Annotated in this window: 21 protein-coding genes; 15 read left to right on the plus strand and 6 right to left on the minus strand. The window is 53.8% G+C overall.

What is annotated here, in order from left to right; genetic code table 11:
- Positions 1-11: 11 nt before the first annotated feature.
- The 4 genes from LNV09_RS15030 to lptF are packed head-to-tail and all read right to left on the minus strand — an operon-like array spanning position 12 to position 3598.
- Positions 12-956 carry a CysB family HTH-type transcriptional regulator gene (locus tag LNV09_RS15030; RefSeq protein WP_263557888.1) on the minus strand — a complete coding sequence of 315 codons (945 nt, stop codon included), beginning with the start codon at positions 954-956 and terminating at the stop codon, positions 12-14.
- On the minus strand, positions 953-1342 hold the full coding sequence (locus tag LNV09_RS15035) for a sirohydrochlorin chelatase (RefSeq protein WP_263557889.1): 390 nt from the start codon (positions 1340-1342) through the stop codon (positions 953-955). The genes LNV09_RS15030 and LNV09_RS15035 overlap by 4 nt, the downstream gene beginning before the upstream one ends.
- Before the next feature lie 13 nt (positions 1343-1355).
- The gene (gene lptG / locus LNV09_RS15040) at positions 1356-2501 is read right to left on the minus strand and encodes an LPS export ABC transporter permease LptG (protein ID WP_263557890.1); all 1146 of its coding nucleotides are present in this window, start codon (positions 2499-2501) and stop codon (positions 1356-1358) included.
- On the minus strand, positions 2498-3598 hold the full coding sequence (gene lptF / locus LNV09_RS15045) for an LPS export ABC transporter permease LptF (protein ID WP_263557891.1): 1101 nt from the start codon (positions 3596-3598) through the stop codon (positions 2498-2500). The genes lptG and lptF overlap by 4 nt, the downstream gene beginning before the upstream one ends.
- Positions 3599-3626: 28 nt before the next feature.
- Here lptF and LNV09_RS15050 point away from each other — a divergent pair, with 28 nt between their 5' ends.
- From LNV09_RS15050 to LNV09_RS15060, 3 genes are read left to right on the plus strand one after another with little or no spacing between them, the layout of a single operon-like run.
- A complete protein-coding gene (locus LNV09_RS15050; protein WP_263557892.1) occupies positions 3627-5096 on the plus strand; it encodes a leucyl aminopeptidase in 1470 nt (489 codons plus the stop codon).
- Between the two features lie 42 nt (positions 5097-5138).
- Positions 5139-5570, plus strand: a complete 432-nt coding sequence (locus LNV09_RS15055) for a DNA polymerase III subunit chi (RefSeq protein WP_263557893.1) — start codon at positions 5139-5141, stop codon at positions 5568-5570.
- A complete protein-coding gene (locus LNV09_RS15060) occupies positions 5567-5872 on the plus strand; it encodes a hypothetical protein (protein ID WP_263557894.1) in 306 nt (101 codons plus the stop codon). The genes LNV09_RS15055 and LNV09_RS15060 overlap by 4 nt, the downstream gene beginning before the upstream one ends.
- Here LNV09_RS15060 and LNV09_RS15065 read toward each other — a convergent pair.
- Positions 5852-6151 carry a hypothetical protein gene (locus LNV09_RS15065; RefSeq protein ID WP_263558139.1) on the minus strand — a complete coding sequence of 100 codons (300 nt, stop codon included), beginning with the start codon at positions 6149-6151 and terminating at the stop codon, positions 5852-5854. The genes LNV09_RS15060 and LNV09_RS15065 overlap by 21 nt on opposite strands.
- Here LNV09_RS15065 and LNV09_RS15070 point away from each other — a divergent pair.
- The 10 genes from LNV09_RS15070 (at position 6056) to LNV09_RS15115 (ending at position 21385) form a co-directional block, all read left to right on the plus strand.
- The gene (locus LNV09_RS15070; protein ID WP_263557895.1) at positions 6056-7204 is read left to right on the plus strand and encodes a branched-chain amino acid ABC transporter substrate-binding protein; all 1149 of its coding nucleotides are present in this window, start codon (positions 6056-6058) and stop codon (positions 7202-7204) included. The genes LNV09_RS15065 and LNV09_RS15070 overlap by 96 nt on opposite strands.
- A gap of 574 nt (positions 7205-7778) precedes the next feature.
- Complete coding sequence (locus LNV09_RS15075; protein WP_263557896.1) at positions 7779-9122, plus strand: TIGR03013 family XrtA/PEP-CTERM system glycosyltransferase; 1344 nt, start codon at positions 7779-7781, stop codon at positions 9120-9122.
- A 79-nt stretch (positions 9123-9201) separates the two neighbouring features.
- Positions 9202-11301, plus strand: coding sequence for an XrtA/PEP-CTERM system histidine kinase PrsK (prsK, locus tag LNV09_RS15080; protein WP_263557897.1), 2100 nt, complete (start codon positions 9202-9204; stop codon positions 11299-11301).
- 10 nt (positions 11302-11311) lie between these two features.
- Positions 11312-12703 carry a PEP-CTERM-box response regulator transcription factor gene (gene prsR, locus LNV09_RS15085; protein ID WP_263557898.1) on the plus strand — a complete coding sequence of 464 codons (1392 nt, stop codon included), beginning with the start codon at positions 11312-11314 and terminating at the stop codon, positions 12701-12703.
- A 118-nt stretch (positions 12704-12821) separates the two neighbouring features.
- The gene (locus LNV09_RS15090) at positions 12822-14111 is read left to right on the plus strand and encodes a GNAT family N-acetyltransferase (RefSeq protein ID WP_263557899.1); all 1290 of its coding nucleotides are present in this window, start codon (positions 12822-12824) and stop codon (positions 14109-14111) included.
- Between the two features lie 32 nt (positions 14112-14143).
- Positions 14144-14890, plus strand: a complete 747-nt coding sequence (locus LNV09_RS15095) for a S1C family serine protease (RefSeq protein WP_263557900.1) — start codon at positions 14144-14146, stop codon at positions 14888-14890.
- Positions 14891-14981: 91 nt separating this feature from the next.
- Positions 14982-16037, plus strand: a complete 1056-nt coding sequence (locus LNV09_RS15100; RefSeq protein ID WP_263557901.1) for a hypothetical protein — start codon at positions 14982-14984, stop codon at positions 16035-16037.
- Positions 16038-16213: 176 nt separating this feature from the next.
- Positions 16214-19015 carry an XrtA/PEP-CTERM system TPR-repeat protein PrsT gene (gene prsT / locus LNV09_RS15105; RefSeq protein WP_263557902.1) on the plus strand — a complete coding sequence of 934 codons (2802 nt, stop codon included), beginning with the start codon at positions 16214-16216 and terminating at the stop codon, positions 19013-19015.
- A 295-nt stretch (positions 19016-19310) separates the two neighbouring features.
- Complete coding sequence (locus tag LNV09_RS15110; protein WP_263557903.1) at positions 19311-20195, plus strand: PEP-CTERM sorting domain-containing protein; 885 nt, start codon at positions 19311-19313, stop codon at positions 20193-20195.
- A 320-nt stretch (positions 20196-20515) separates the two neighbouring features.
- A complete protein-coding gene (locus LNV09_RS15115; protein ID WP_263557904.1) occupies positions 20516-21385 on the plus strand; it encodes a ThiF family adenylyltransferase in 870 nt (289 codons plus the stop codon).
- A 10-nt stretch (positions 21386-21395) separates the two neighbouring features.
- Here the strand turns inward: LNV09_RS15115 and LNV09_RS15120 are convergent, their stop codons facing one another.
- The gene (locus LNV09_RS15120) at positions 21396-21599 is read right to left on the minus strand and encodes a hypothetical protein (protein ID WP_263557905.1); all 204 of its coding nucleotides are present in this window, start codon (positions 21597-21599) and stop codon (positions 21396-21398) included.
- Between the two features lie 13 nt (positions 21600-21612).
- On the opposite strand from LNV09_RS15120, the gene LNV09_RS15125 reads away from it, so the two are divergent.
- Positions 21613-22248, plus strand: a complete 636-nt coding sequence (locus LNV09_RS15125; protein WP_263557906.1) for an XrtA/PEP-CTERM system exopolysaccharide export protein — start codon at positions 21613-21615, stop codon at positions 22246-22248.
- Between the two features lie 117 nt (positions 22249-22365).
- Complete coding sequence (locus LNV09_RS15130; RefSeq protein ID WP_263557907.1) at positions 22366-23946, plus strand: XrtA system polysaccharide chain length determinant; 1581 nt, start codon at positions 22366-22368, stop codon at positions 23944-23946.
- Position 23947 lies beyond the last annotated feature (1 nt).

The raw sequence follows: 23947 nt of genomic DNA on the forward strand, positions 1-23947 counted from the left end.
TCCGCTTCAAGTCAAAGGCTGTAATCGGTGGTGTCGCCGCTCATGGCGCGCTCCAGCAGGTGGCGGTTCAGGCGGTCCGAGAGCAATTCCGCGAAGCTGTACACATAGTTGCGCAGATAGGCGCCGCGCTTGAAGGCGATGCGGGTGACGTTTTGGCCGAACAAATGCCCCAAGGGGCGGGAGACCAAATCGCCGCCAGGGGGGTCTTCGCGCACCGCCATCTCGGCCACGATGCCTATGCCCATGCCTAAGCGCACATAGGTCTTGATCACATCTGAGTCGATCGCTTCGAGCACAAAATTGGGATGCAAATTGCGCGCCGCAAAGGCCTTGTCGATGCGGGTGCGGCCGGTAAAGCTGGGGTGATAGGACACGATGGGTTCACTGGCCAACTGCTCCAGCGTCGGCCGCTCGACCTGCGCCAGCGGATGGCCGGCCGGTACGACCAGAACATGCTGCCACTCGTAGCAGGGCAGGCTGACCAGTTCCTCGATATGGGCGAGCGATTCGGTCGCCAAGCCCACATCGGCGCTGTCGTCCAGCAGCATGCGCACGACTTGATCGGGCGTGCCCTGATGCAGGCTGACGCGCACCAGGGGCAGTTGGCGTCGCAATTGCGCCACCGGCCCGGGCAGCACATAGCGGGCCTGGGTGTGGGTGGTGGCGATCGAAAGCGTGCCGCTGTCTTGCTTGGAGAATTCCTCGCCAATGCGTTTCAAATTGCCGACTTCGCGCATGATGATTTCGATCGCGGCCAGTACTTGCTGGCCGGGTTCGGTAATGCGGCGCAGGCGCTTGCCATGGCGTGAAAAGATGTCGATGCCGAGTTCTTCTTCCAGCTCCAAAATCGCTTTTGAGACGCCGGGCTGCGAGGTGAACAAGGCCTTGGCGGTTTCCGTCAGGTTGAGGTTGCGGCGCGCCGCTTCTTGCACAAAGCGGAATTGATGCAGGTTCATGTTGGGGCGTCAGCTGATGGAGCCAGCCAAGCCAGACTCGATTCGGTCATCGCCTGGACTACCGCTTCTTGTTCACCCAGGGCTGGATGCAGGTGCCACTCGACCGCCGGACCGCATTCTTCTCTGAGCCGCTCAAGCAGCGGAGGGATATCGCGCCGCACATGGCCGCCGGTGCCCAGAAACATCGGCACGATATGGATGCGCTGGCAGCCCAGAGCGACGAGTTCGCGCGCAGCTACTGCGAGCTCGGGCTGCATGAACTCAAGATAGGCCAGGCGCAGGCCGAGCTGAGGGCGGCTCAGCGCAATTCGCCTTGCCACCTCTTTGAAGGGCTTGGCCCATTCGGGGTCGCGTGCGCCGTGCGCAAACAGCAGTAAACCGTCCATGGTGTGTGTTATTTCAACGGTAACGCACCAGCCAGCCAAAGGCCGCCAGCGACAGGGCTAAATAGAACAAACTTGGGCCGGTGGCGACGAGCCAGGGCAGCCAGTTTCGCAAGATGCCGACATGGCCGGCGACGTTGTTGAGCAAGACAAAGCTGATGCCCAGCATGATGCCGCCAAAAACCTTCAAGCTGATACCGCCGGAGCGCCCATGCAGATAGGCAAACGGCAATGCCAGCGCCACCATCACAAAGCAGGCAAAGGGATAGATGGCTTTGCGCCAAAACTGGATTTGGTGAACCTGCGCGGACTGTTCTTGCGCCGATAGATGCTGGGTGTAACGGTAGAGCTCCAGCGTTGACATCGAAGCGGCCGGCAACACCGCAGCGGCAATCACGCCGGCATGCAGCGAGCTCTTCCAATTCAGCTCGGCCAATTTGGTTTCGCGAACCGCCCGCAGCTCTTCTTTATCGCTCAGGTTGGTGTTGGCATTGACTTTGGTGCCAATGCTCAGCCATTCGGTCTGTGTCACGTCGGATAGGCGCCAAAAGCCTTTGGCGTCCACCATTGCGTGGCTTGCGGCAAGTCGGGAAATCAAGCCGCCAGCGTGATCAAACTCAAAGATCCGCACACCTTGCAGCCGTCCCGACGCGTCGGCCTGGCTGACGTTGATTGAAAAACTGCGCTCTTGCCCGTCAACCAGTTGGTGATCCTTCAGCCAAGCGCCGCGCCGCCCTTGCTCGACCGTGCCGACATATCGTGCGCGCATGGTGTCGGCTTGCAGGTCGAAGTAGGGCACGGCAAAGTCGCCGACCACAAAGGTCAGCGCAGCGAAGGCCGCCGCCAAATAGGCCAACAAGCCGAGTGCTCGGCCCGGCCCCAAGCCGCCGGTGCGAAGAATGGTGAACTCGCTGGACTGAGCCAGACCGGCCAGCGAGTAGATGCTGCCGATCAGCACGGCGATTGGAAACAGCTGGTAGAAATGGCCTGGAATGTCCATCAAGGCGAGCAAAGCCGCTTTGAACGCACCGGCTTCAACGCGGCGCATATTGTCGAGTTCGTCAATGAAGTCGATGAAGAAGAACAAGGACAGGAAGGCCAGGGAAACAAAAAACACCGAGCCCACAATGTCCCGGTAGAGCAGGCGGCGTACCGTCTTCATGCCCGGGCTCCGGTCGGTTTTCGCCAAGTGAAGTGGATACGATTGCCTTGGTCGCGCAGCCACAACAGCATCAAGGCCAGCAAAAATATGCCGCCGTGTACCGAGATCAGCGCCGTATTCATGCTGCTGCGTCCGTTGTTGACCCAGCCTTGGCTCAAACCTATCAGGTTGAAATAGACGACAAAGCTCAACAGTGCAAACAGCAGGTTCCAGTTATTGGGCCGGCGTGGGTTGGTTGCGGCCATGCCCAGTCCCAGCAGCACCATATTGAAACAAGCCAAACACATGCCAAAGCGCCAGGTCAACTCGCCGTCATTGGCCGGCGAGGGCGCGCGCAACAAGTCCAAGGTGGGCGTCGCCTTGGGCTTCAATTGGTCGGCGCTGCGCAGGACTTGGCTGTCGGCCAAGATTTTGTATTGTTCAAACTTGGCCCTCGTTCGCTCACCCGTCAAGGCATTGGCTTCATTGCGCTGGCCGTGGTTGAGCACCAAGAAGCGGTCGGTGTCGGTCAACTCAATATGCCCTTGAGCTGCGGTGGTGACGGACTCGGTTCTTTCTTTATTGGACAAAATAAATACATTGCGCCCGGTCTTTTCATCCACGGCATCGCGTTCAATGAAAAACACGCTGGCCCCGTCGCGCGAAGACTGGAACTGACCTGGCGCCACGCGTGAGAGGTCGCTGCGTTTTTGGTACTGATCGCGCAATTGAGCACTGTTCTGGTTGCCCCAGGGCCAGATGATCAGCTCCAGCACGATCACCACCAACAAGATCGGCAAACTCATGCTCAGTACCGGTTTGACAAAGCGGCTCAGGCCGATCCCGCTAGCAAACCAGATCGTCATCTCCGACTCACGGTACATGCGCCCCAAGGATGCCACGATCGCAATGAAGAGCGCTAAGGTGAGCATGGTGGGCAAGTGGGCCAGCGATGCGTAAGCCATCAACAGCATCACGTCTTGTGGGGCCACATTGCCGCCAGCGGCTTGACCGAGGGTGCGAATCAACATCATCGTCAGCACGATGGTGAGGATGACCACAAAGGTGACACCGAAGCTGCGGGTGAGTTCTGAGCGTACTGAGGAATCGAATAACATCCGGGCACTTTATCTATTCGGCGACATTATGGACTTTCGTACACAGACTGCGTCCTTCGACGCATTGGCCGGCATCAACGCCGATGCCTTGATCGTGCTGATAGCCGGCGAGGCGCTGCCCGCCGACCTGGATGCTGGCCTGGCCTCGCTTGCCGCTGACGCCTTGAAACTTGGCGACTTTGAGCTCAAAGCCGGCAAGGCGATTGCTTTGCAGCGCCCGACCGGCGTGAAGGCGCCTCGTTTGGTGCTGGCCGCTGCCGGCAAGCCCACACTGAAGGCCGCCCGGGCGGCGCTGCAATTGGGCTTGGCGCAGTTGAAGGGCCGCGGCGCGGTACATGCTGCGGTGGCATTTGTCGGCTTCGACGCCATGACAGAGAGCCTGGCTGAGCAGTTTGTATTGGCCGCCAGTGATTCGATCTATACGTATCGCCACACCAAGCCCAGCGCGCCTGAGGCGGGCAAGTTGGCCAAATTGACCTTGCTGCTTGACAAGGGCGATACGGCAGCAAGCAAGGCAGCCAAGGTAGGCTTGGCCCGTGGCCAGGCGATTGGCGCCGGCATTGAGTTGGCGCGTGAATGCGCCAACCGCCCCGGCAACTACGCCACGCCGACTTTCCTCGGTGAACAGGTCAAGGCCTTGGGCCGGACCCATGGATTGAAGGTTGAAGTATTGGACAAGAAGGCGGTCGAGAAGCTCGGCATGGGCTCCTTTTTGTCAGTGGCGCAGGGCTCGGATGAGCCGCTGCGTTTCATCGTCGCGCGTTACGACGGCGCTGCGAAGACGCAGGCGCCGGTGGTGCTAGTCGGCAAGGGCATTACCTTTGATTCAGGCGGCATTTCCCTCAAGCCGGGCGCCGAAATGGACGAGATGAAGTTTGATATGGGTGGCGCCGCCAGCGTGATTGGCGCGCTGCGTGCCGTCGCCGAACTCAAGCCTAAGCTGAACTTGGTTGCCATCATCGCTGCATGTGAAAACATGCCCAGTGGCCGGGCGCTCAAGCCCGGTGATGTGGTGACGTCAATGTCGGGCCAGACCATCGAGATCCTGAATACCGATGCGGAAGGGCGTTTGGTCTTGTGTGATGCCCTGACTTATGCGGAGCGCTTCAAGCCTGCGGTGGTGGTGGATGTGGCAACCCTGACCGGTGCTTGTGTCATCGCTCTTGGTGGCGTGCGCAGCGGCATGTATGCCAGCGATGATGAGTTGGCGGCATCTCTGTCGGCGGCCGGCGAGGCTGCCTTGGATCCTTGCTGGCGTATGCCTTTGGATGACGAGTACGAAGAGGGGCTAAAAAGCAATTTTGCCGATGTGGCCAATGTGGGCTCGCGTGCAGGTGGCTCCATCACGGCGGCCAAGTTCTTGCAGCGTTTTGCAGGCAAGTTCCGCTGGGGCCATTTGGACATCGCCGGCACCGCCTGGAAGGGCGGCGCGGCCAAAGGCGGCACCGGCCGGCCGGTCGGTTTGCTGACTCACTTTGTACTCTCGCAAGTACGCTGATTTGTACGCAGAGAGCGCCAAGTTGCTGAAGCGACCTTAGCCATGACTCAGGTGAGTTTCTATACCGGCGTGCCTGAGCGCTTGGCCTATGTCTGCCGACTGTTGCGTAAAGCGCAGCAGTCGGGAGCAAGGATTGGTGTGTGCGGCCCTGCAGCGCTGTTGAGGCGCTTGGACACCGCCCTCTGGGCGTTTGAGCCGATCGAGTTTGTGCCGCATTTGGACTTGTCTGCGGGCGCTGCCGATCAGGTGGTGATAGCCGCGACGCCAATTTTGCTGCATGAGCATGCTCTTGAGCTTGTTCACCGAGAAGTTCTATTGAACTTGGGTGCCGAGGTGGCCGACGGGTTCGAACAGTTTCAGCGCGTGCTGGAGGTGGTTTCCCAAGATGATGCGCAAGTTCAGGCAGGGCGGCGACGTTTTCGGCATTATGAAGAGCTGGGTTTGAACATCAGCCATCACAAGGTGGCGTCTTGAGCTCTGCTGCTAAGGTCGAGCGTCAAGTGCCTACCCTGACCGAGGTGCTGGAGGAAGCCACTCTGGCTTCGCCTCCCGAGTTGAGGATTGCTCAAGCGCCAGAACTTGAGGTCGATCTTGATCTCGATGCCAGCCCTGAACTTGGCTTGGCGGCCGCTCAAGGTGAGGAGGATCAGCTGAGGCTTGCTCTGCTTGGCGTTGTCGACGCTGCAATGGCCGAGTTCCGCATTGAACTGCTGTCACGCCTGGAGCTTTTGCTTGACCGAGGCATGGCGCCGCGCTCAAAGTGCGGCACTGAGTGAACTTGAGATTAAGCCGACGCAGAGCGGCTGTTTCACTCTGACGACAACAAGAGCCAAGGTCTGCAGGAAGTCTTCGGTTTCCCATGGTTTCCCCATATAGGTTGAAGCAATTTTTGGGGTATGTTCTGCGGGTTGAGAATTCAACGGCAAAAAGCTCTTCTTCTTCCTATCCGGAGGTAATTCATGCAAGTTAAGTTGAATGTTGTTGTGGGCGCTGTGGCGCTGATGCTGAGTGGCGCTGCCATGTCGCAAGATGTGCTGGTCGTGAAGATTGGCCACGTTGGCCCAACCAGCGGCGCTATTGCCCACTTGGGCAAGGACAATGAGTTGGGCGCCCGTATGGCGATTGCCGAGCTCAATGCCAAGGGTGTGATGATCGGCGGCAAGAAGGCCAAGTTTGAACTGCTGGCAGAAGACGATGCCGGCGATCCAAAGCAAGGCACAGCAGCCGCTCAAAAGCTCGTCGACTCCAAAGTCAATGGCGTGATCGGTCACTTGAACTCAGGTACATCTATTCCTGCTTCCAAGGTGTACAGCGATGCGGGCATTCCGCAGATTTCGCCATCGGCCACTAACCCTAAATTCACCCGCAATGGCTACAAGACCACGTTCCGTGTGGTGGCTGACGATGTGCACCTGGGTGGCACTTTGGGCAAATATGCGGTGAAGGAATTGAAAGGCCAGTCGATCGCTGTGATCGATGACCGTACAGCTTACGGCCAAGGCGTGGCCGACGAGTTCGAGAAAGGCGTCAAGGCTGCCGGTGGCAAGATTGCCGGTCGCGAATTTACCAACGACAAGGCAACCGATTTCACCGCCATCCTGACCTCCTTGAAGGCCAAGAAGCCTGATGTGATCTTCTTTGGCGGTATGGACGCCGTGGCTGGTCCAATGTTGCGCCAGATGAAGCAGTTGGGTATTGATGCGAAGTTCGTCGGTGGCGACGGCATCTGCTCCGGTGAATTGCCGAAGCTGTCTGCCGGCACGATGGCTGATAGCCAGGTCTACTGCGCTGAAGCGGGTGGTGTTGAGGCCGGCGAAGGTCAAAAGACAGCCGAGGCTTTCAAGGCGAAATTCAAAGAGCAGTACAAAGTCGACGTGCAGATTTACGCGCCTTATGTCTATGACGCCGTCAACGTGATGGCTGCAGCCATGGTCAAGGCCGGTTCTTCCGATCCGGCCAAGTATTTGCCAGTGTTGGCAAAGACCGAGGGCTACAAAGGCGTGACGGGTACTATTACCTTTGACCCCAAGGGCGATATCAAGAACGGTGCTCTGACGATGTACACCTACAAGGGTGGTGCGAAGTCGCAAATCGCCGTCGTGCGCTGATTGCAACTGCTATTCAGCATTAATTTGCACAGACCCGAGTCCCGCGAGTCCTGAAGCTCGCAAGCCTGAAAGCCCGCAAACTGACATTTGCGGGCTTTTTTTCGTCCCTACGTCCTTCGTCAATAGCGATTGGCTTCAGTTTGGGGCGTAGCACAAAGGCCAGTCCCAGGCTTTCACTCTTTCTTGCTGTGGAATACGCACGCTTGCACGGGACTGCTTTCTCCGAGGTGCTCCAAATCTGCGCTCTACTCTCGTCCTGACGCTGAACGCAGAGCTTGATCAAGCCGGTGTCTAGCTGAGTATTTAGGGAATTAAACCTCGCAACCCCCTTTAAATGGGGGGCTTTCAAAAGGTCCTTGAGCAGGCATCATGTGCCGGCGATCGAGATGCTTTTGGATACGTTGATGCGAGCCTGAGTTGAAAGCTGATTTCGCGACCGGTGTCGCGGGTGATTTGCTTGATTCAGGAAGGGGCTGGGCAGGTCAATCGGCCGCCAATCGCGCATTGCAGTGAATCTTTGGGATCGGGGAATGAAATGGTACGAATTTTTAGCCACTATTTGCATAGGCAGACCTTGCTCCATGTCTTGTTCGATTTGGGGCTGATCCTGTTCGCTGTAGTTGCGGTCGTATTGAGTCAAGGTGAATCTGCTTCGACGGTTATGCCTTTCGTCGCCTCCCACGGTCTTTCTCTGGCTGGATGTATGTTCGTCATCAATTCGGCAAGCGGTCTTTACCAGCATGTGCACAACCGCTCGATCACAGAGTCATGCGCTCGGGCCTTGTTGGGTTTGATGTTCGGCTTGCCCTTGGCTTATGCCATCTTCAGTTTGCTGCCGATCGCTGTTGGGCACCGGGAATTGGTGACCATGGCTGCGATGGCGGCAGTTGCTGCAGTGATGGTGCACCGTGTCTACGCTGCTCATTCCGGTGCTCAGTCGCGTCTGCGCACCCGCATTCTGATTTTCGGCTCAGGCGCGGTGGCCCGCACCGTTGGTCAAACCCTGCGAGAAGCCGATCCTCACGCGCAGATCGTGGGCTACTTGGCTGGCCCCAATGAAGAAAATCCAGAGGTTCCTTTAGCGGAGATGATTGATTCGCGCGGCTCCTTGACTGAGACGGCGCGCAGCCTTGGCGTGGACGAAATCGTGGTCGCTTTGTCCGAGCGGCGTGGGGGCTCAATGCCTTTGCGCCAATTGCTAGACTGCAAGCTCTACGGTATCCGTGTGGTGGACATCGCGACCCACTTCGAGAAGACCCTTGCTCAAATCAAGATCAGTCACGTCAATGCTGGTTGGTTGATATTCGGTGACGGATTCAATCAAGGCAGCATTCGTACCGCGATCAAGCGCGTGTTTGACATTGTTTTCTCTGCGGCAATTTTTGCTGTCTCCCTGCCCATCATGATCATCGCTGCCGTCATGATCAAGGCAGAATCTGCCGGTCCGATCTTCTATCGGCAGGAGCGTGTGGGGTTAAATGGCAAGACCTTCAAGGTCATCAAGTTCCGCAGCATGCGCACCGATGCAGAGAAAGACGGCAAGCCACGCTGGGCGACGGTCAACGATGACCGCATCACCCGCGTCGGTCGATTCATTCGCAAGGTCCGCATTGATGAGTTGCCTCAGTTGCTGAATGTGCTGGTTGGCGAAATGAGCTTGGTGGGGCCGCGCCCTGAGCGTCAGTACTTCGTCGATGACTTGGTCAGCAAGATTCCTTACTTTGCTGTCCGGCACAGTGTCAAACCGGGTGTTACGGGTTGGGCTCAAGTCCGCTGTGAGTACGGTTCAACCGTCGAGGAGTCGATTGAGAAGCTGCAATACGACCTGTATTACGTCAAAAACAACTCGCTCTTCCTCGATATGTTGATTATGTTTGAGACAGTGGCGGTGGTTTTGACGGGCAAGGGCGCGCGCTGAAATAGCCGCCTCGATTTAACACAACAAAAGTCGGCGTTATTGCCGATTTTTGTTTTGTGCTGCCGTGGTTCAATGCGCAATGAACTTTGCTGTTTTGAATTTGAATCTACTTGGCGACGGCTTGGCCGCCTTGTCGTACGCGGCGTTTGCACTCTATTTCGGCCTACGGATTTGGTTGCGCCGCACTTCACCGGCAAACGCACTCTCCTACGTCTTTTTGGCGGCCTTGGTTTGCAGTAGCGCATGGGGTGGCTTCAGCATTGTGGCCAAGATGAACTGGTGGCCCGTGGCGGCCGACTGGTTGATTCCTGCGGCTGACTGGTTGCGCTATGCCTGTTGGTTTTGGTTTGTGTTGTTGCTATTGCAGCCCAAACTGGAAAATCAAAGCACATGGCGGCCGCCACGGTTTGCGGATTTAGCCTATGCATCACTTTCAGCATCCATGCTGATGTTGGTGCTGCGTGAATTCAACAGTGATTTGAGTGTGAGTCTGCTGCGACCGTCGGCCTTCACTGCGCTTGGGCTTGCGGTCGTCGGTTTGATTTTGATCGAGCAGCTGCTGCGCAATTCGTCTGGGGATTCGCGTTGGAACGCCAAGCCCGTGTGCCTGGGGCTCGGTGCCATCTTCACTTTTGACGTGTTTGTGTACTCCCAAGCGGCACTGTTTCGCGAGTTTGATGGCGATGCACTGAGCGTACGAACGCTGGCTCATTGTGCTGCGCTGCCTTTGCTGTTCCTTGCTTCTCGTCGCCATGCCGATTGGCTTGAGAAGTTACATATCTCTCGCACTGCCGTCTTTCACTCGGCAACTTTGATGCTGGTGGGTCTGTATCTCCTGCTTATTTCAGCCTTGGGTTACTACGTCCGCTATACAGGAGGGGAATGGGGCCGGGCGCTGCAATTGACCCTTGTTTTTGCGGCCTTGATTGGATTGGTGCTGTTGGTCTTCTCGGGCTCGATGCGTTCGCAGTTGAAGGTCTACATTGGCAAGAACTTTTTCAACTACCGCTATGACTACCGAGAAGAGTGGCTGCGCTTTACTGCCACGCTGTCATCTGGCACTTCGCCGCAGCAGATGGGTGAGACCGTGGTTCGCTCCTTGGCCAACTTGGTCGAGAGTCCGTCTGGCGCGCTCTGGTTGCAGCAGGCAGACAGTGGTGAATTTTCACAGTCTGCGCGCTGGAACGCCCCTCCGTTCGGCACCTTAGAGGCGATGACGGCGGGCTTTTGCAGTTTCTTGCAGGAACGGGCCTGGATCATTGATCTTGACCAAGTGCGCCTAGGTTCGAGTGACTATCGTGGATTGGAAGCGCCCCAATGGATGCTCGATGACAAGCGGCACTGTTGGCTGATCCCGTTGATGGTGGGCGACAAGATCCTCGGCTTTGTCTTGCTTGGCCGCCCGCGCGCCGCCATTGAGCTCAACTGGGAGGTGCGAGATCTGTTGAAGACCGCCAGCAGCCAAGCATCCGGCTACTTGGCGCAAATGCAAGCAGCCGAGGCCTTATTGGAGTCCAAGAAATTCGATGCCTTTAACCGCATGTCGGCGTTTGTGGTACACGATTTGAAGAATATCGTGACTCAACTCTCATTGATGATGAAGAACGCCAAGCGCCTCAAAGATAACCCCGAATTCCAACAGGATATGCTGGATACTGTGGAGAATTCGTTGGAAAAGATGCGTCAATTGATGCTGCAATTGAGGGAGGGCGAGAAGCCGCATGGATTGTCTAGCGGCGTCGACCTTGAAGCGATCGCCAAGCGCCTCGCTGCGGCGGCAGTCAGCAAGGGCCGTCAGCTTGATTTAAAACTTATGTCCCAACTCAGCACACGAGGGCACGATGAGCGCATCGAACGCGTAATCGGGCATGTCGTGCAAAATGCTTTTGATGCATCTGAGGCCGACAGTTCAGTAGAACTCAGTCTCGACCGCGTTGGCAGCCATGCGCAGGTTATCGTTGCTGATCGTGGCTGCGGGATGAGCGAGGAGTTCATTCAACAAAGGCTCTTTAAGCCGTTTCAAACAACCAAGGCCACCGGCATGGGCATCGGGGCTTTTGAAAGTTACCAATATTTGCAGGAACTAGGGGGCAAAATCAAAGTTGACAGTAAGCCGAACCTCGGCACAAAGGTCACGATTTTGCTGCCATTGTTTCATGCTACAGACGAATCACGGTGATGGATCTTGAATGAGCATTAGCAGTAGTCATGACAGCAATGGCTTGGAACGGCAGCAGCCTTTGCTGATCGTTGAAGACGACCTAGCTTTACAAAAGCAACTGAAGTGGTCCTTAGATCGCTTTGAATCAGCTGTGGCGCAGGATGTCGCCAGCGCGGTTTTGCAGTTTCGTCGGCACAGCCCTGCGGTGGTCACCATGGATCTTGGGCTTCCTCCGGATCAAGATTCGGTGGCAGAGGGCTTTAAATGTCTTGAGAAGTTGTTGGAGTTGGATCCTGGCGTCAAGGTGATTGTCTTGACCGGGCAAAACGACCAGGACAATGCCTTACGTGCCATTCGTATGGGTGCTTATGATTTCTTGGCCAAACCGGTTGATCCGGATGTTTTGAGCTTGACGGTAGAGCGGGCCTATCGTCTGTACGAGCTACAGAAAGAAAATCAACGTCTACAGAATTTGCATCGAAGCGATGCTATGGGCGGTTTGATCACCCGTGATGCCGGTATGTTGAAAATCTGCCGAACCATTGAAAAGGTGGCGCCCAGTGATGCAACTGTGCTGCTGCTAGGCGAGAGTGGTACCGGCAAAGAGGTGCTGGCGCAAGGGTTGCATGAAGCTTCAAAGCGCAAAGGCCGCTTTGTGGCCATCAATTGCGCGGCCATCCCCGAGAATTTGCTGGAGAGCGAATTGTTCGGTTACGAAAAAGGCGCTTTTACGGGCGCCAGCAAAACCACGCTTGGCAAAATCGAGACGGCCAACGGCGGCACCTTGATGTTGGATGAAATTGGTGATTTGCCGATGAGTTTGCAGGCTAAATTATTGCGATTTTTGCAGGAGCGCACGATCGAGCGTGTTGGTGGCAGGCAGGAAATTCCAATTGATGTACGGATTGTTGGCGCGACCCACCAAAATCTCAAGAATCATATTGCGGAAGGGCGGTTTCGTGAAGATTTGTATTACCGAATGGCAGAAATAGTTGTTGATATTCCGCCTCTGCGTGATCGCACGGGGGACGCGGTGCTTTTGGCTCACGCTTTTTTGAAACGATACGCGAGCGAGCAACGCCGAACTGCTTCCAGTTTGACATCAGATGCCCTAGCTGCAATTGAAGCCCATTCTTGGCCGGGCAATGTTCGCGAATTGCAGAATCTGGTAAAAAGGGCCTCCATCATGGCCGATGGTGATCGCGTGACTGCGACCGATTTGGGTTTGAAGGGCCAAACCGGGGAGGTTGATGCGGAAGCCAACTTATTGGATTTACGTTCTGTGCGAGAACGCGCTGAACGTCAGGCTGTTGTGACTGCTTTGGCACGGGTTGATGGAAACATCGCTAAGGCGGCCGATTTACTGGGAGTCAGTCGCCCAACCCTCTATGATTTGCTCGATAGACTTAAAATTAAATAGTATTTGAAATTTTTTAGTACTTCGCTTGTGTATTGGAATTACGCTGAATGCTTTGGGGAGTGTGAGGCATCTTTCGAAAAAAGCAGATTAATCAAACATTCTAAGAGGCGGTGGTGAAATGAGTGAAATTAAAAGGCGAAGTTTCAAAAAACTAATTCATCACTATACTCGGTTGCTGTTTGGTAAGCTGCCGACGGATTTTAGGTACCCATTGTATCGCCGAATGGTGGATTTTGACCCAGTTCCGGATATGCGACTGGAATTGAAGATCGCTGAAACTAAAGAGGAGTTGGCCGGCTGTTTTAGTATTCTGCATGATGCTTACGTTTCCAGCGGATTTATGCAGCCCCATCCCTCGGGGATGAGGATAACAAAATATCATGCACTACCCACTACCACAACCATTTGTGCAAAATACGATGGAAAAATTGTGGGTACAATTTCCATGATAAGAGAGGGTGTTTTTGGGTTCCCTTTGCAGTCCGTTTTTGATTTGACAAAAGTTAGAGCTAAAGGTGGTCGGATTGCCGAAATATCTGCGTTGGCGGTTCATCCGGATTTTCGGAAGACAGGCGGTGCCATATTTTTCCCCTTGATGAAGTTTATGCGCGAGTATTGCGTTAATTTCTTTGAGACACGACATCTGGTAATTGCAGTTAATCCAAATAAAATCGAATTTTATGAATCCATACTGTATTTCACGAGGCTGCAGGAATCTGCTGTTGAGGAGTATGATTTTGCAAACGGAGCTCCTGCGGTAGGGGCGACGTTAGACTTAAGAGAACTCCCCGGATTCCTGCAGCAGGGCTTTAAGGGACGGCCCAAACGAAAGAATCTATACGGATACTTTTATGAAATAATTTTTAAAAATATAAAATGGCCCGAGCGAAAGTACCATATCACCAATGATCCGGTAATGACGCCAGAATTGTTGAATTATTTTTTTAATACTGAGTCGTCAGTATTTGATGATCTCGATGATAGGAGTAAAACGCTGCTGTGGTCGATTTATGACTTGGCGGAGTATCGAGGAATATTGCCGATGCTAAAGGGCTCGGTAGATCATGGACATCCTTTGCGGAAGCATCAACGATATTCGATTCGCTGCCCGGGAAGTTTGACTATTGTGGTCGCCGGCGAAAGAAGAAATTTTGTTATTGAAGTGATAGAGATTTCTATATCAGGCTTCCAGGCGGAATGTAAATTGCAGCTGCCCTTGGAGATTGACGGTCTAGCTGAAATTGATTTGGGCCTGTTGGAGCGCTCGACCGTCAAGGTCAGGTCAGTTCGGGCTCGAGAATCTGAGGCCGGTATTTTTTATGGCTTCAAGGTGAATGAGTCTGATAGTACTTGGAGACAATGCGTCGCGTCCTTGGAAGTGGGTATCACGACAGGCGATCTCAGATGAGAAGATGTTGCAGCCTGAAATTTCCTAGTCTTTTGATTTCCTGTTTTTTGCCGGCGTTGATAGCTGCGCATGCCAGTGCAGCCAGTTTGGAAACCCTACCTGAATTGGTTCGCAGGGTTAAACCATCGGTGGTTTTGGTGGGAACCTATGGCGAACTGGACAGCCCACGTTTCACTTTCAGGGGCACAGGTTTTGCGGTTGCCGACGGTCGCCGCATCGTTACCAATGCGCATGTCATTCCAGATCCCGACGGCAGCGGAGCGAGATTTCTGATCATTCGCATCAAAGGAGAGTCGGGTGATTGGGTCAACCGCAAGGTTGAGCATGTGAGTCTTGATAGGCCAACTGATTTGGCTGTGATGGATATTACTGGCCCACCTTTGAGTCCCTTGCCATTGAAGGCGGAGGGTGTTCCGGAAGGTACGGCAGTTATGTTCATGGGCTTTCCAATTGCCGGAGCCTTGGGTTTTTCTCACGTCGCGCACCGTGCGATGGTTTCTGCGCTGACGCCCGTAGCCCTACCGGCCCCAACGGGTAGCAGCTTGAATGCAAGGAATATTTCGCAAATTCGTTCGGGTACATTCAATATTATGCAATTGGATGGTACGGCGTATCCAGGTAATAGTGGCGGACCTGTATTTAACGTCGAAACCGGCGAGGTGGTCGGCGTCATCAACATGGTGCTGTTGAAGGGTACGAAGGAGTCGGTTTTGAGTCATCCATCGGGTATTAGTTATGCTATTCCTGTTGAGTTTGTATTAAAAATGCTTCAAAAATAACTATTACTTGTCAAGTGCTTTGAATCCTGGGTAGGGTCACTTGGCTTGCTCGGGCGGTAATAAGGTTGATATTATTGATGTGGTGGATAGAATGAATATTGACTTGGTTTTGAAAGATATCGCTCGTCATGGTGTGATGGCTCCATCAGCAGATAATAAACTGGAATACTTTTTTGAATTTATTGGTTCGAGCGCTACTATTTGCATTAGGCCAGGCAGCGATTTTTCACCGACTTTGCCTAGGCATAAACGTGTGTTGAGCCTATTGGCGTTTGGTGCAATAGTTGAAAACATGCTTTTGCGTGCAACTGAATTGGGTTTTGTTGGCGAATCTTCTTGGTTGCCATGTGATGATTTGAGTATTATTGCCAGGGTTTGTTTTTCGAAAAATATTGAGATTTCTCCCGACCCACTCGCCACGGCTATCCCATTTCGCCAGACAAATCGGCAGATCTTCTTTCGCGGGGCGCCTACCTCTATGCAGAAAGATTTACTGGCCGCCGAGGTTCAAAAACATGCCGGAACACGTTTGCTGTGGCTTGAAGGTGACAAAAGGTGGCGCGCACTCAAATTGATTTGGCTTGCCGAAAGCGAGCGATTTTGCTCAATTCGTTTGCATGAAGAACTATTTTCTACGATCAGATTTGACCTGGGTTGGAAGGATACCTGCGATCAGGGTTTGCCGCCTGCAGCACTCGAGGTCGAATCGGTCATGCGGCCAATGTTCAAAGCCATTCGACATTGGCCGCTAATGCGGTGTCTGAGCGCCGTTGGAGTTCATCGCCTATTGGGTTTGCGTGCAGGATTTCTGCCGGCGTGGCAGGCACCGGCGCTTGGCATAGTGCTGACCAGCCTTCCTATAGAAGAAGGTGCTGTAGCGGCTGGACGTAGTTTTGAACGTCTTTGGTTACGTGCGACGATTGATAGATTGGTTTTGCAGCCGATGGCCGCATCTGCGGTGTTGTCGCTGCAAGAGGATACTGATCTCTATTCGTCAAAAAAATGCCGAAATTCACTTCGATCGGAATGGGCTGATCTATTCCCTGGCGAATGGCCTGCAATGGTGTTTCGAATGGGTGGTATGTTGAAAACAGATCTTCCATCAGTAAAGACTGGCCGGCGCCTTCTTTCCTCTTATGAGCGGTAAAGGGTCTGTGATTTGGCTCTTAATAAATGAAATTTTTTGAGGATTTTTGAGTTAATTTTGTATATTATGTATTTTAGAAATATGAAATTGCAAAATATGTATTTTCAATTAATTTGAAATTAACTGATTTGTCGGCAATAATGTAGCGGCTGTAATTTTCTTGAGTCATTGCAGCTGTGAATTTGAAGGAGTTTGATTTGGCTTCGAAATTTGATGTTCGATTTTTGATGAGTAGCAGCCTTGTTTTGGGGCTGCTTGCTTTTTCTGGTTGCAAGGGTGACTCCGCCGAGGAGTTGGTTGCCGCGGCCAAGATGAGTGTGAATAAAGATGCAAATGCGGCAGCAATTGTTCAGCTCAAGTCGGCTTTGCAACTTAGTCCCTCCCATAGCGAGGCAAGATTCTTGTTTGGGGAGGCGTTGCTGCGTTCGGGCAAGGCTGAACTCGCTGTGGAAGAATTCAAGAAGGCCGAGGAATTGGGCTATGCGGCAGATGCAGTTATTCCCGCATTGGCTCGCGCCATGTTGCAAGCGGGGCAAGCGAAGCAACTGTTGGCTCGGTTCTCTTCGACTGTTTTAACTGAAGCGCCGGCGATTGCCGATCTCAAGTCGACAATTGCGGTTGCGCTTTTGCAAAAGGACGACTTGGCGGCGGCAAAGATTGCAGTAGAAGAGGCATTGAGGGCGCAGTCAGAACACCCGCCTAGCTTGTTGCTAAAGGCGAACATGCTTGCAGGTGAGCAAGATATTGACGCGGCCTTGCAGGTGATTGGCTCATTGTTAAAGAAGGATCCTAAAAACGTTCAGGCTTGGCATATGTCCGGTGTCCTGCGCCTTCGAGGGAAAGGAGAAGAAGCAGCTGCTTTAGCGGATTTTTCACATGCCCTTGAAATTCAACCGACGTTTGCTCCCGCGCATCAAGCAATTTATATGCTTAAGTTGCAGAACAAGGATCTTGTGGGCGCAGAACAGCAATTAAATCGGCTGGTAAAGGTGCTGCCAAAGCATTCGACGACATTATATTTGTCAGCGCTCAACGCGTATCTGAAGGGAGAGACGAAAGTGGCCCGCGAAGCCGCTCAGTCTTTGACTAGATTGGCTCCAGATAGTGCCCATATTCAATTTCTGGTCGGCTTGATTGAATACCAAGATGGTTCGTTTGCGGCGGCTCAAAACTCTCTTGGCAAGGCGCTAAAAAATCATCCTGAATTTTCATTTGTCCGTCAGCTATTGACTAAGAGTTATCTTCAAGAGGGGAACCTCGAGAAGGCTCTTGCCACGTTGTCTCCACTACTGAGTCAGCAAAATATTGATGTTGAAACGCTGACCTTGGCTGGCCAACTTCATTTGCTAATGGGCAATCGAACCCAATCGGATGCATATTACGCTGCAGCGTTGAAACTATCTCCTGATGATCCGCGTAGCCGAGCTGCTTTGGCATTGAGTCAGTTATCAAAGGGAAATGTCGGCAGTGGTTTTGCAGAATTGGAGTCTATTGCCAATGCCAGCGCAGATCCGTATGTGGATTTCGCATTGGTCACGGCGAGAATAAAGCAAAATGACCTCGATGGTGCTTTGCGCGCGGTCGAAGTCTGGCAAAAGAAACAGGTTGATAAACCTTACCCTTTCAATATGAAGGGTCGGATTTATGAAATGAAAAATGATGTTGTCTCTGCTCGCCGAGCGCATGAGCAAGCAGTAGCGCTGGATGCGGCTTACTTCCCTTCAGCATCAAGGTTGGCAACCTTTGATATTGCAGAGCGCAATTTTGACAAGGCGTCCAAGCGATTTGATGCGCTGCTAAAGAAGGATCCAAATCATGTGCGCGCGCTGTTGGCCCTTGCCAATATTCGTCAGCGAGCAGGCGCCAGTCCCCAGGAAGTTGCGGCGATGGTGGCGAATGCCATTGACCGCAACCCTGCGGACTCGTTGCCACGACTGCGATTGATTGAGCTTCATCGACAGGCAGGTAATGTGCGTGCCGCTATTGAGGTAGCGGAGGCGGCGGACGCAGCAATACCAGGAAACAGTAAGATTCTGAATGCATTGGGGACGGTGCAGACGCAAGATCGAAAATACGGTCCAGCTTTGTCCAGCTTTGTGAAACTGGCGGTTCTGGATCCTCGCGCCCCACTGCCTCATCTGCGTCAAGCGGAAGTCTATTTGGCGACGGGCGACCAGCCGGCTGCGAAGAAGTCTTTGAATCGCGCTTTGCAGCTAGCTCCCGATTATCTGCTGGCGCAGCGTGCGCTTGTCGCGGTTTACTTGTTGGAGTCCAACCATGACGCTGCTTTGAAGGTGGCCCGCACAGTTGAACAGCAGCGTCCGAAGGAGGACGTGGGTTACCTTTTGGAAGGGGATATTGAATCATCGCGCAAGCATAGAGAAGCGTCGATTCGAGCCTATCGCCTCGCACTTGCGCAAGGCAAGACTTCAGAGGCTGCAGGCAAACTCCATGCTGAGTTGAGCTTGGCTGGGCGTTCGGATGAGGCGGACCGCTTTGCGGATGATTGGCTCAAGCAGCAGCCTGCTGACAGCGGGTTCTTGATGTACTTGGGCGATCGAGCCTTTGGTCTGGCTCAGTACCCAGTCGCGGAACGACGGTACCGAGAATTGCTGCAGTTCAAACCAGACTCTGTTGCAGCGGTCAACAACCTGGCGATTGCCTTGCATCGGCAGAAGAAAGCTGAAGCTTTGGAGATGATTGAGAAGGCCAATGGACTTGTTCCCGATAGCCCCGGTGTGATGGCCAGCATGGTCACGATATTGGCAGGGCAGGGGAAATTTGACAGGGCAATCTTGGTGCAAAAACGATTGCTGGAACTCTCGCCTAACCAGCCGCGTCTCGGCTTGAGCCTCGCCAAGCTATACATAGACGCTGGTGACAAGTCAAAGGCGCTGGCAGAACTCAAAAAGCTGAATCAACTTGGCGAGTCCTTTCCTGAGCGCGCAGAGGTCGCTACTTTGTTGAAAACTTTGTGATTCTCGTGTCATGAGTCCCTGTCCTTGGCATCGAACTTTTCAAGCTTCCGTACGTTCATCTGGGCAACTTTCCATCAAGAGTTGTACGCCCAGAAGCTGAAGGATGCTGGCAAAAGAGGCGCGAATGATGTCGGAAAACTTTACGCTTCACCTAGCTTTGAATTCTCGGTTCATTCTAAGTTATTGTTTATAAAAGGCTTTTTTTTGTTGGCATGACTGTTGCTGTATGTGTGTGACAAGTGGGTTGAGAGGATGTCTCCTTGTCAGGCCAACATATTTTCAAAAAGGAATCAATATGAAGTTCATGATCAAAACTATCGTCGCTGCGTCGCTGATGGCGGCTGGCGTTTCCAGCTTTGCAGCTGGTTCTGTTGCTGGCGCTATCGGCGCTGGCGACGTGCTCTTCTCCGATGACAGCGCCGAGCGCTTCATCGATATGAATGGCAACGGTAAGCTGGATTTGGGCGATAAGTTGCGCGGCATCTTTTCGATCGGCAATACGGCTCCGCCAAACGTGCCTCTGGGTGCAGGTACCGGTTACAACGAGTTGACCGGTATTTTCCAGACTGTCGTGACAGGCAAGGTTTTTGTTGGTGTTGTATCTGGCATTGCTCGCTACGACTACACCTTTGCTGCTGATGCTGCTTTCGCGGCTGAATTCGGTCAAGCCGCTGGCACGGTGGGCATGTTCTTCGAAGACAGCGCGCAGAATTTTGCTCGCCAGGCCTGCGGTGGCGCGAACGACTTTGCGGCTTGCGAGGCTACCGCCACGGGTGGTAATTTGTGGGCCTCTTTTGGGATTGCTGGCGGACTCTGGAAGGCTGCATCTGCTGCTGAAACTCCCGGTGTTGGCGCGCTTTTGCCTTTGACTACGCCGCTGGGTACTTTTGGTGTTGGTTTGGACTTCATCACCAACAACACGGGCTACCAATGGAACAAGGTTGATTGCGCTGATCCAACGGATCTGTTTGCGCCAACAGTGAAGGTCGACTTTTGCGGTCAAGGTGGTATTTTGGCTTCGGGTCGCTTGCGCGCCGGCCAACTGACACCTACGCCTTACGACGTTTTCGACAATCTGGACTTCTCTGCAAACCGGGTTCCTGAGCCAAGCTCGGTCGCGTTGGTTGGTTTGGCTTTGTTGGGCCTCGGTGCCGCAAGCCGCCGCAAGCTGAGCAAGTAATTGTTTTTGCATATCGTGCTCACTTGAGCACGTCAAAAAACGCCGCAATTTGCGGCGTTTTTTTTCGTCTGTCTTGAATGCGAGCTTGGCGGTGCCTTGTCTAATGTATTTACTGCTTTGCCGCGCCAGTCCAGAATGCGCTCGCGAGTATGTCTTTCGTGCCGGGTCGCGGGCATAGAGACGTTTTTTTCGGGAAGGGGGCTTGATTCAGGCAATTTATGGGATAAGGCAGTACGTCTCCTCTAAATTGGCTGAATCGATAAATCCCGCTATGGCATGATCGAAACTTGCGATATTTCAGCTTGAACAGGAGTGTTTCCTTGGAAGCAAAACAAGCAGTTTTCCAATATGACCGAGCTTTTTCTAGAAACATAGGCTGGGTCACGGCAAAAGAGCAAGAAAAGCTACGTGGTGCTCGGGTGGCGATCGCCGGTTTGGGTGGTGTGGGCGGAGCCCACCTGCTAACTTTGGCGCGACTTGGTGTAGGTAATTTCAATATCGCCGACTTTGACGATTTCGAGGTTCACAACTTCAATCGACAAGTTGGCGCATTCATGTCCACGGTAGGTCGCCCTAAAGCCGAGGTCTTGCGCGAGCAGGCGTTGGGTATCAACCCCGAGGCCGATGTTCGTGCGTTTGGAGAGGGTGTAACGGCCGCAAATCTCGATGACTTCCTGCGCGATGTGGACGTCTATGTCGACGGCATCGATTTTTTTGCAATCGAGGCGCGGCGCATGCTGTTTCGGGCGTGTCATGAGCGTGGCATTCCTGCGTTGACCGCTGCGCCCTTGGGTATGGGTGTGTCTTTTCTTTACTTTCGCCCAGATGGTATGAGTTTTGAGCAGTATTTCCGCATTGAAGGGCGTAGCCAGCAGGAGCAATATGCGCGCTTCATTGCGGGACTTTCGCCAGCCGCCTTGCACCGCGGCTATTTGGTCGCGCCGGACGCGGTGAATTTCAAAGAGAAGCGCGGGCCATCCACCATGATGTCTTGCGATTTGTGTGCTGGTGTTATGGGCACTTCGGTATTGAAAGTGTTGCTTAAGCGCGGCCCAATTCGCGCAGCACCCTGGGCAATGCAGTTCGACGCCTACAAACAAAAGCTCAGCTTCACTTGGCGCCCGTTTGGCAATGCCAACCCGCTGCAAAAACTGCTACTCGCTTTGATTAGACCGATGTTGAAGGGTTGAATGAGTAGTCTCAGGCTCGTGGATTGGCTTTGGCAGCCTGTGATTGAGTTGGCAAATATTCCCTTCTCCCCTCCATTTCATGGCTGTCCCCCTCAATTGGGGCGGCTAAAGTGCCGATGCTTTGTGGCATGATCCAGCCGCGCTTGATGGGGTGGCCGATGACGTTTTCCACCTGCACATGGTACTTGTCCAAAGCGCCAGAATTCATTGACATTTGAGGAGTTGCCTTGAACAAGAGCATTTGTTTTTTCTCGCGGCAGTTGGGCCTTGCGCTGTGCGCGGTGGCCGTTGTGGTGCTTCAAGGTTGTGCCAGTGGTTCGGGGCGCTTCCCGCCAGCACCCGTGACCGCTGCAGCCCAAGACTACAGTTACATCGTCGGCGCTGGCGACAATATCAACATCATTGTTTGGCGCAATCCAGAATTGTCGATGTCCGTGCCGGTGCGGCCGGATGGCAAGATTGCCACGCCGTTGATCGACGAGTTGCTGGCGCAGGGCAAGAATCCGATCGAACTTGCTCGTGAGATCGAGAAGCAACTCGGCAAATATGTGCGAGACCCCGTGGTAACAGTGATCGTGACCGGCTTTGTTGGTCCTTACAGTGAGCAAATTCGTGTCATCGGCGAAGCTGCTAGACCTCAGGCCTTGCCTTACAAAATGAATATGTCCGTCTTGGATGTGATGATCGCAGTTGGTGGATTGACGGATTTTGCTGCCGGCAATGACGCCACGATTTTGCGCTCTTCCGACGGTGGCAAACAGTACACCGTGCGTTTGCGGGACTTGATCAAGCGCGGCGATGTATCCGCCAATGTCGAGATGCGACCGGGCGACGTGTTGATCATTCCGCAGAGTTTTTTCTGACACCACCTTCTTTTCTTGGCTGCATTGCTTTTGGAGCAATGCAGCCAAGAAAACTGCATATTGGGTAGTGGATCGCTCTAGTGACCGCCTCCCTCAACCTTTAGAGAACACCCGCAGATGGATTTACTGATTGCCCAGGCGCTTGCCATTGCGAAACGAAGTTGGAAGTACCGGTGGCCCGGTTTGGCGGTTGCTTGGTTGGTCGGCATCATTGGCTCGGTCGTGGTGGTGGTTTTGCCCGACCGGTATGAAGCCAGTGCACGTATCTTTGTGGACACCCAATCGATCCTGAAGCCTTTGATGGCGGGCTTGGCAATTCAGCCTAACATCGAGCAGCAGGTGACGATGCTCAGTCGGACCTTGATCAGCCGGCCTAACGTGGAAAAGTTAGTGCGCATGGCCGACTTGGATTTGAAGAATCAGTCCAAGGCGCAGCAGGAAGAACTGATCGAGACGGTGACCAAGAATCTATCGATTCAAAGCACGGCTCGGGACAATCTCTACACTTTGGCCTACCGAGACTCGGACAAAGAAAGTGCCAAGCGAGTGGTGCAGTCTTTTGTGTCGATTTTCGTGGAATCAAGTTTGGGTTCCAGCCGGAAGGATACGGCAACGGCGGCGACCTTCATCAATGAGCAAATCAAGAACTATGAAAGCAAGCTTGAAGAGGCTGAAGGGCGTTTGAAAGAGTTCCGCCTGCGCAATCTGCAGACCATGAATGCGGACGGCAAAGATTCGGCCTCGCGCTTGCGGGAGATGAGCGTCGAATTGGATCGGGCGCGGCTTGAATACCGAGAGGCTGTCAATGGGCGAGACGCAGCAAAACTCCAATTGGACGCCGAGCGCAAGGGCGTTTCGAGTACCACGCAGGGCCTGCTGCAAGAGTCAGCGATGAACTTGTCTACACCTGAGTTGGATGCTCGCCTAGATGCACAGCGCCGCAATTTGGATGCTTTGCTGCAGCGCTATACAGAGCAGCATCCGGATGTGATCAGTGCCCGCAAATCAATCTCCGATATCGAGGATGAGAAGCGGCTGAAGCTGAAGGAATTGCGCAAGGCTGCGTTGGCTTCGCCGGCTTCTGTGGGTGGGGGGAACGGCAGCATTGCTGCTCAGGAGATGAGTCGTCTGTTGGCCTCGGCGGAGGTCCAGGTGGCGACTTTGAAGGCACGGGTCGATGAGTATTCTGCACGTTACGGCCAAGCTCTGGCCGGGGTTCGGACTGCGCCCCAACTTGATGCCGAGGCCGCACAACTCAACCGTGATTACGCCATCCACAAAAAGAATTACGAGGACCTGGTGTCTCGGCGGGAGTCGGCTTCGATGTCCGGCGAGCTTGACTTAGCTTCTGGAGTCGCGGACTTCCGATTGATTGATCCCCCGCGTGTGTCGCCGAAACCTGTTGCGCCGAACCGTTTGTTGCTGTTGGCCGGTGTGATGGTGGCGGCTTTGTTGGCGGGCACCGCGACTTCTTTCTTGGTCAGTTTGCTGCGGCCGGTGTTTCACGATGCGCTGGAATTGCGCTCACGTATTGACTTGCCAATTCTTGGCGTGGTGTCGCGTTTGGTCACGGATGCGGACTTGAAGCGCCAACGTAAGGATTTGATTCGCTTTGGGGCTGCCAGCGGAAGTTTGATCGGTCTGTTTGTGTTGGGCCTGTCCATATTGGCTTTTTTGATGACAAGGCAGGTGGCCTGAT

The sequence above is a fragment of the Paucibacter sp. B2R-40 genome (genome assembly GCF_025717555.1).
GTDB lineage: Bacteria > Pseudomonadota > Gammaproteobacteria > Burkholderiales > Burkholderiaceae_C > Paucibacter_A.

Coding starts and splice junctions, on each gene's coding strand:
- LNV09_RS15030 (WP_263557888.1), bottom strand. CDS start 956: ATGAACCTGCATCAATTCCGCTTTGTGCAAGAAGCGGCGCGCCGCAAC.
- LNV09_RS15035 (WP_263557889.1), bottom strand. CDS start 1,342: ATGGACGGTTTACTGCTGTTTGCGCACGGCGCACGCGACCCCGAATGG.
- lptG (WP_263557890.1), bottom strand. CDS start 2,501: ATGAAGACGGTACGCCGCCTGCTCTACCGGGACATTGTGGGCTCGGTG.
- lptF (WP_263557891.1), bottom strand. CDS start 3,598: ATGTTATTCGATTCCTCAGTACGCTCAGAACTCACCCGCAGCTTCGGT.
- LNV09_RS15050 (WP_263557892.1), top strand. CDS start 3,627: ATGGACTTTCGTACACAGACTGCGTCCTTCGACGCATTGGCCGGCATC.
- LNV09_RS15055 (WP_263557893.1), top strand. CDS start 5,139: ATGACTCAGGTGAGTTTCTATACCGGCGTGCCTGAGCGCTTGGCCTAT.
- LNV09_RS15070 (WP_263557895.1), top strand. CDS start 6,056: ATGCAAGTTAAGTTGAATGTTGTTGTGGGCGCTGTGGCGCTGATGCTG.
- prsK (WP_263557897.1), top strand. CDS start 9,202: ATGAACTTTGCTGTTTTGAATTTGAATCTACTTGGCGACGGCTTGGCC.
- prsR (WP_263557898.1), top strand. CDS start 11,312: ATGAGCATTAGCAGTAGTCATGACAGCAATGGCTTGGAACGGCAGCAG.
- LNV09_RS15090 (WP_263557899.1), top strand. CDS start 12,822: ATGAGTGAAATTAAAAGGCGAAGTTTCAAAAAACTAATTCATCACTAT.
- LNV09_RS15100 (WP_263557901.1), top strand. CDS start 14,982: ATGAATATTGACTTGGTTTTGAAAGATATCGCTCGTCATGGTGTGATG.
- LNV09_RS15110 (WP_263557903.1), top strand. CDS start 19,311: ATGAAGTTCATGATCAAAACTATCGTCGCTGCGTCGCTGATGGCGGCT.
- LNV09_RS15120 (WP_263557905.1), bottom strand. CDS start 21,599: ATGTCAATGAATTCTGGCGCTTTGGACAAGTACCATGTGCAGGTGGAA.
- LNV09_RS15130 (WP_263557907.1), top strand. CDS start 22,366: ATGGATTTACTGATTGCCCAGGCGCTTGCCATTGCGAAACGAAGTTGG.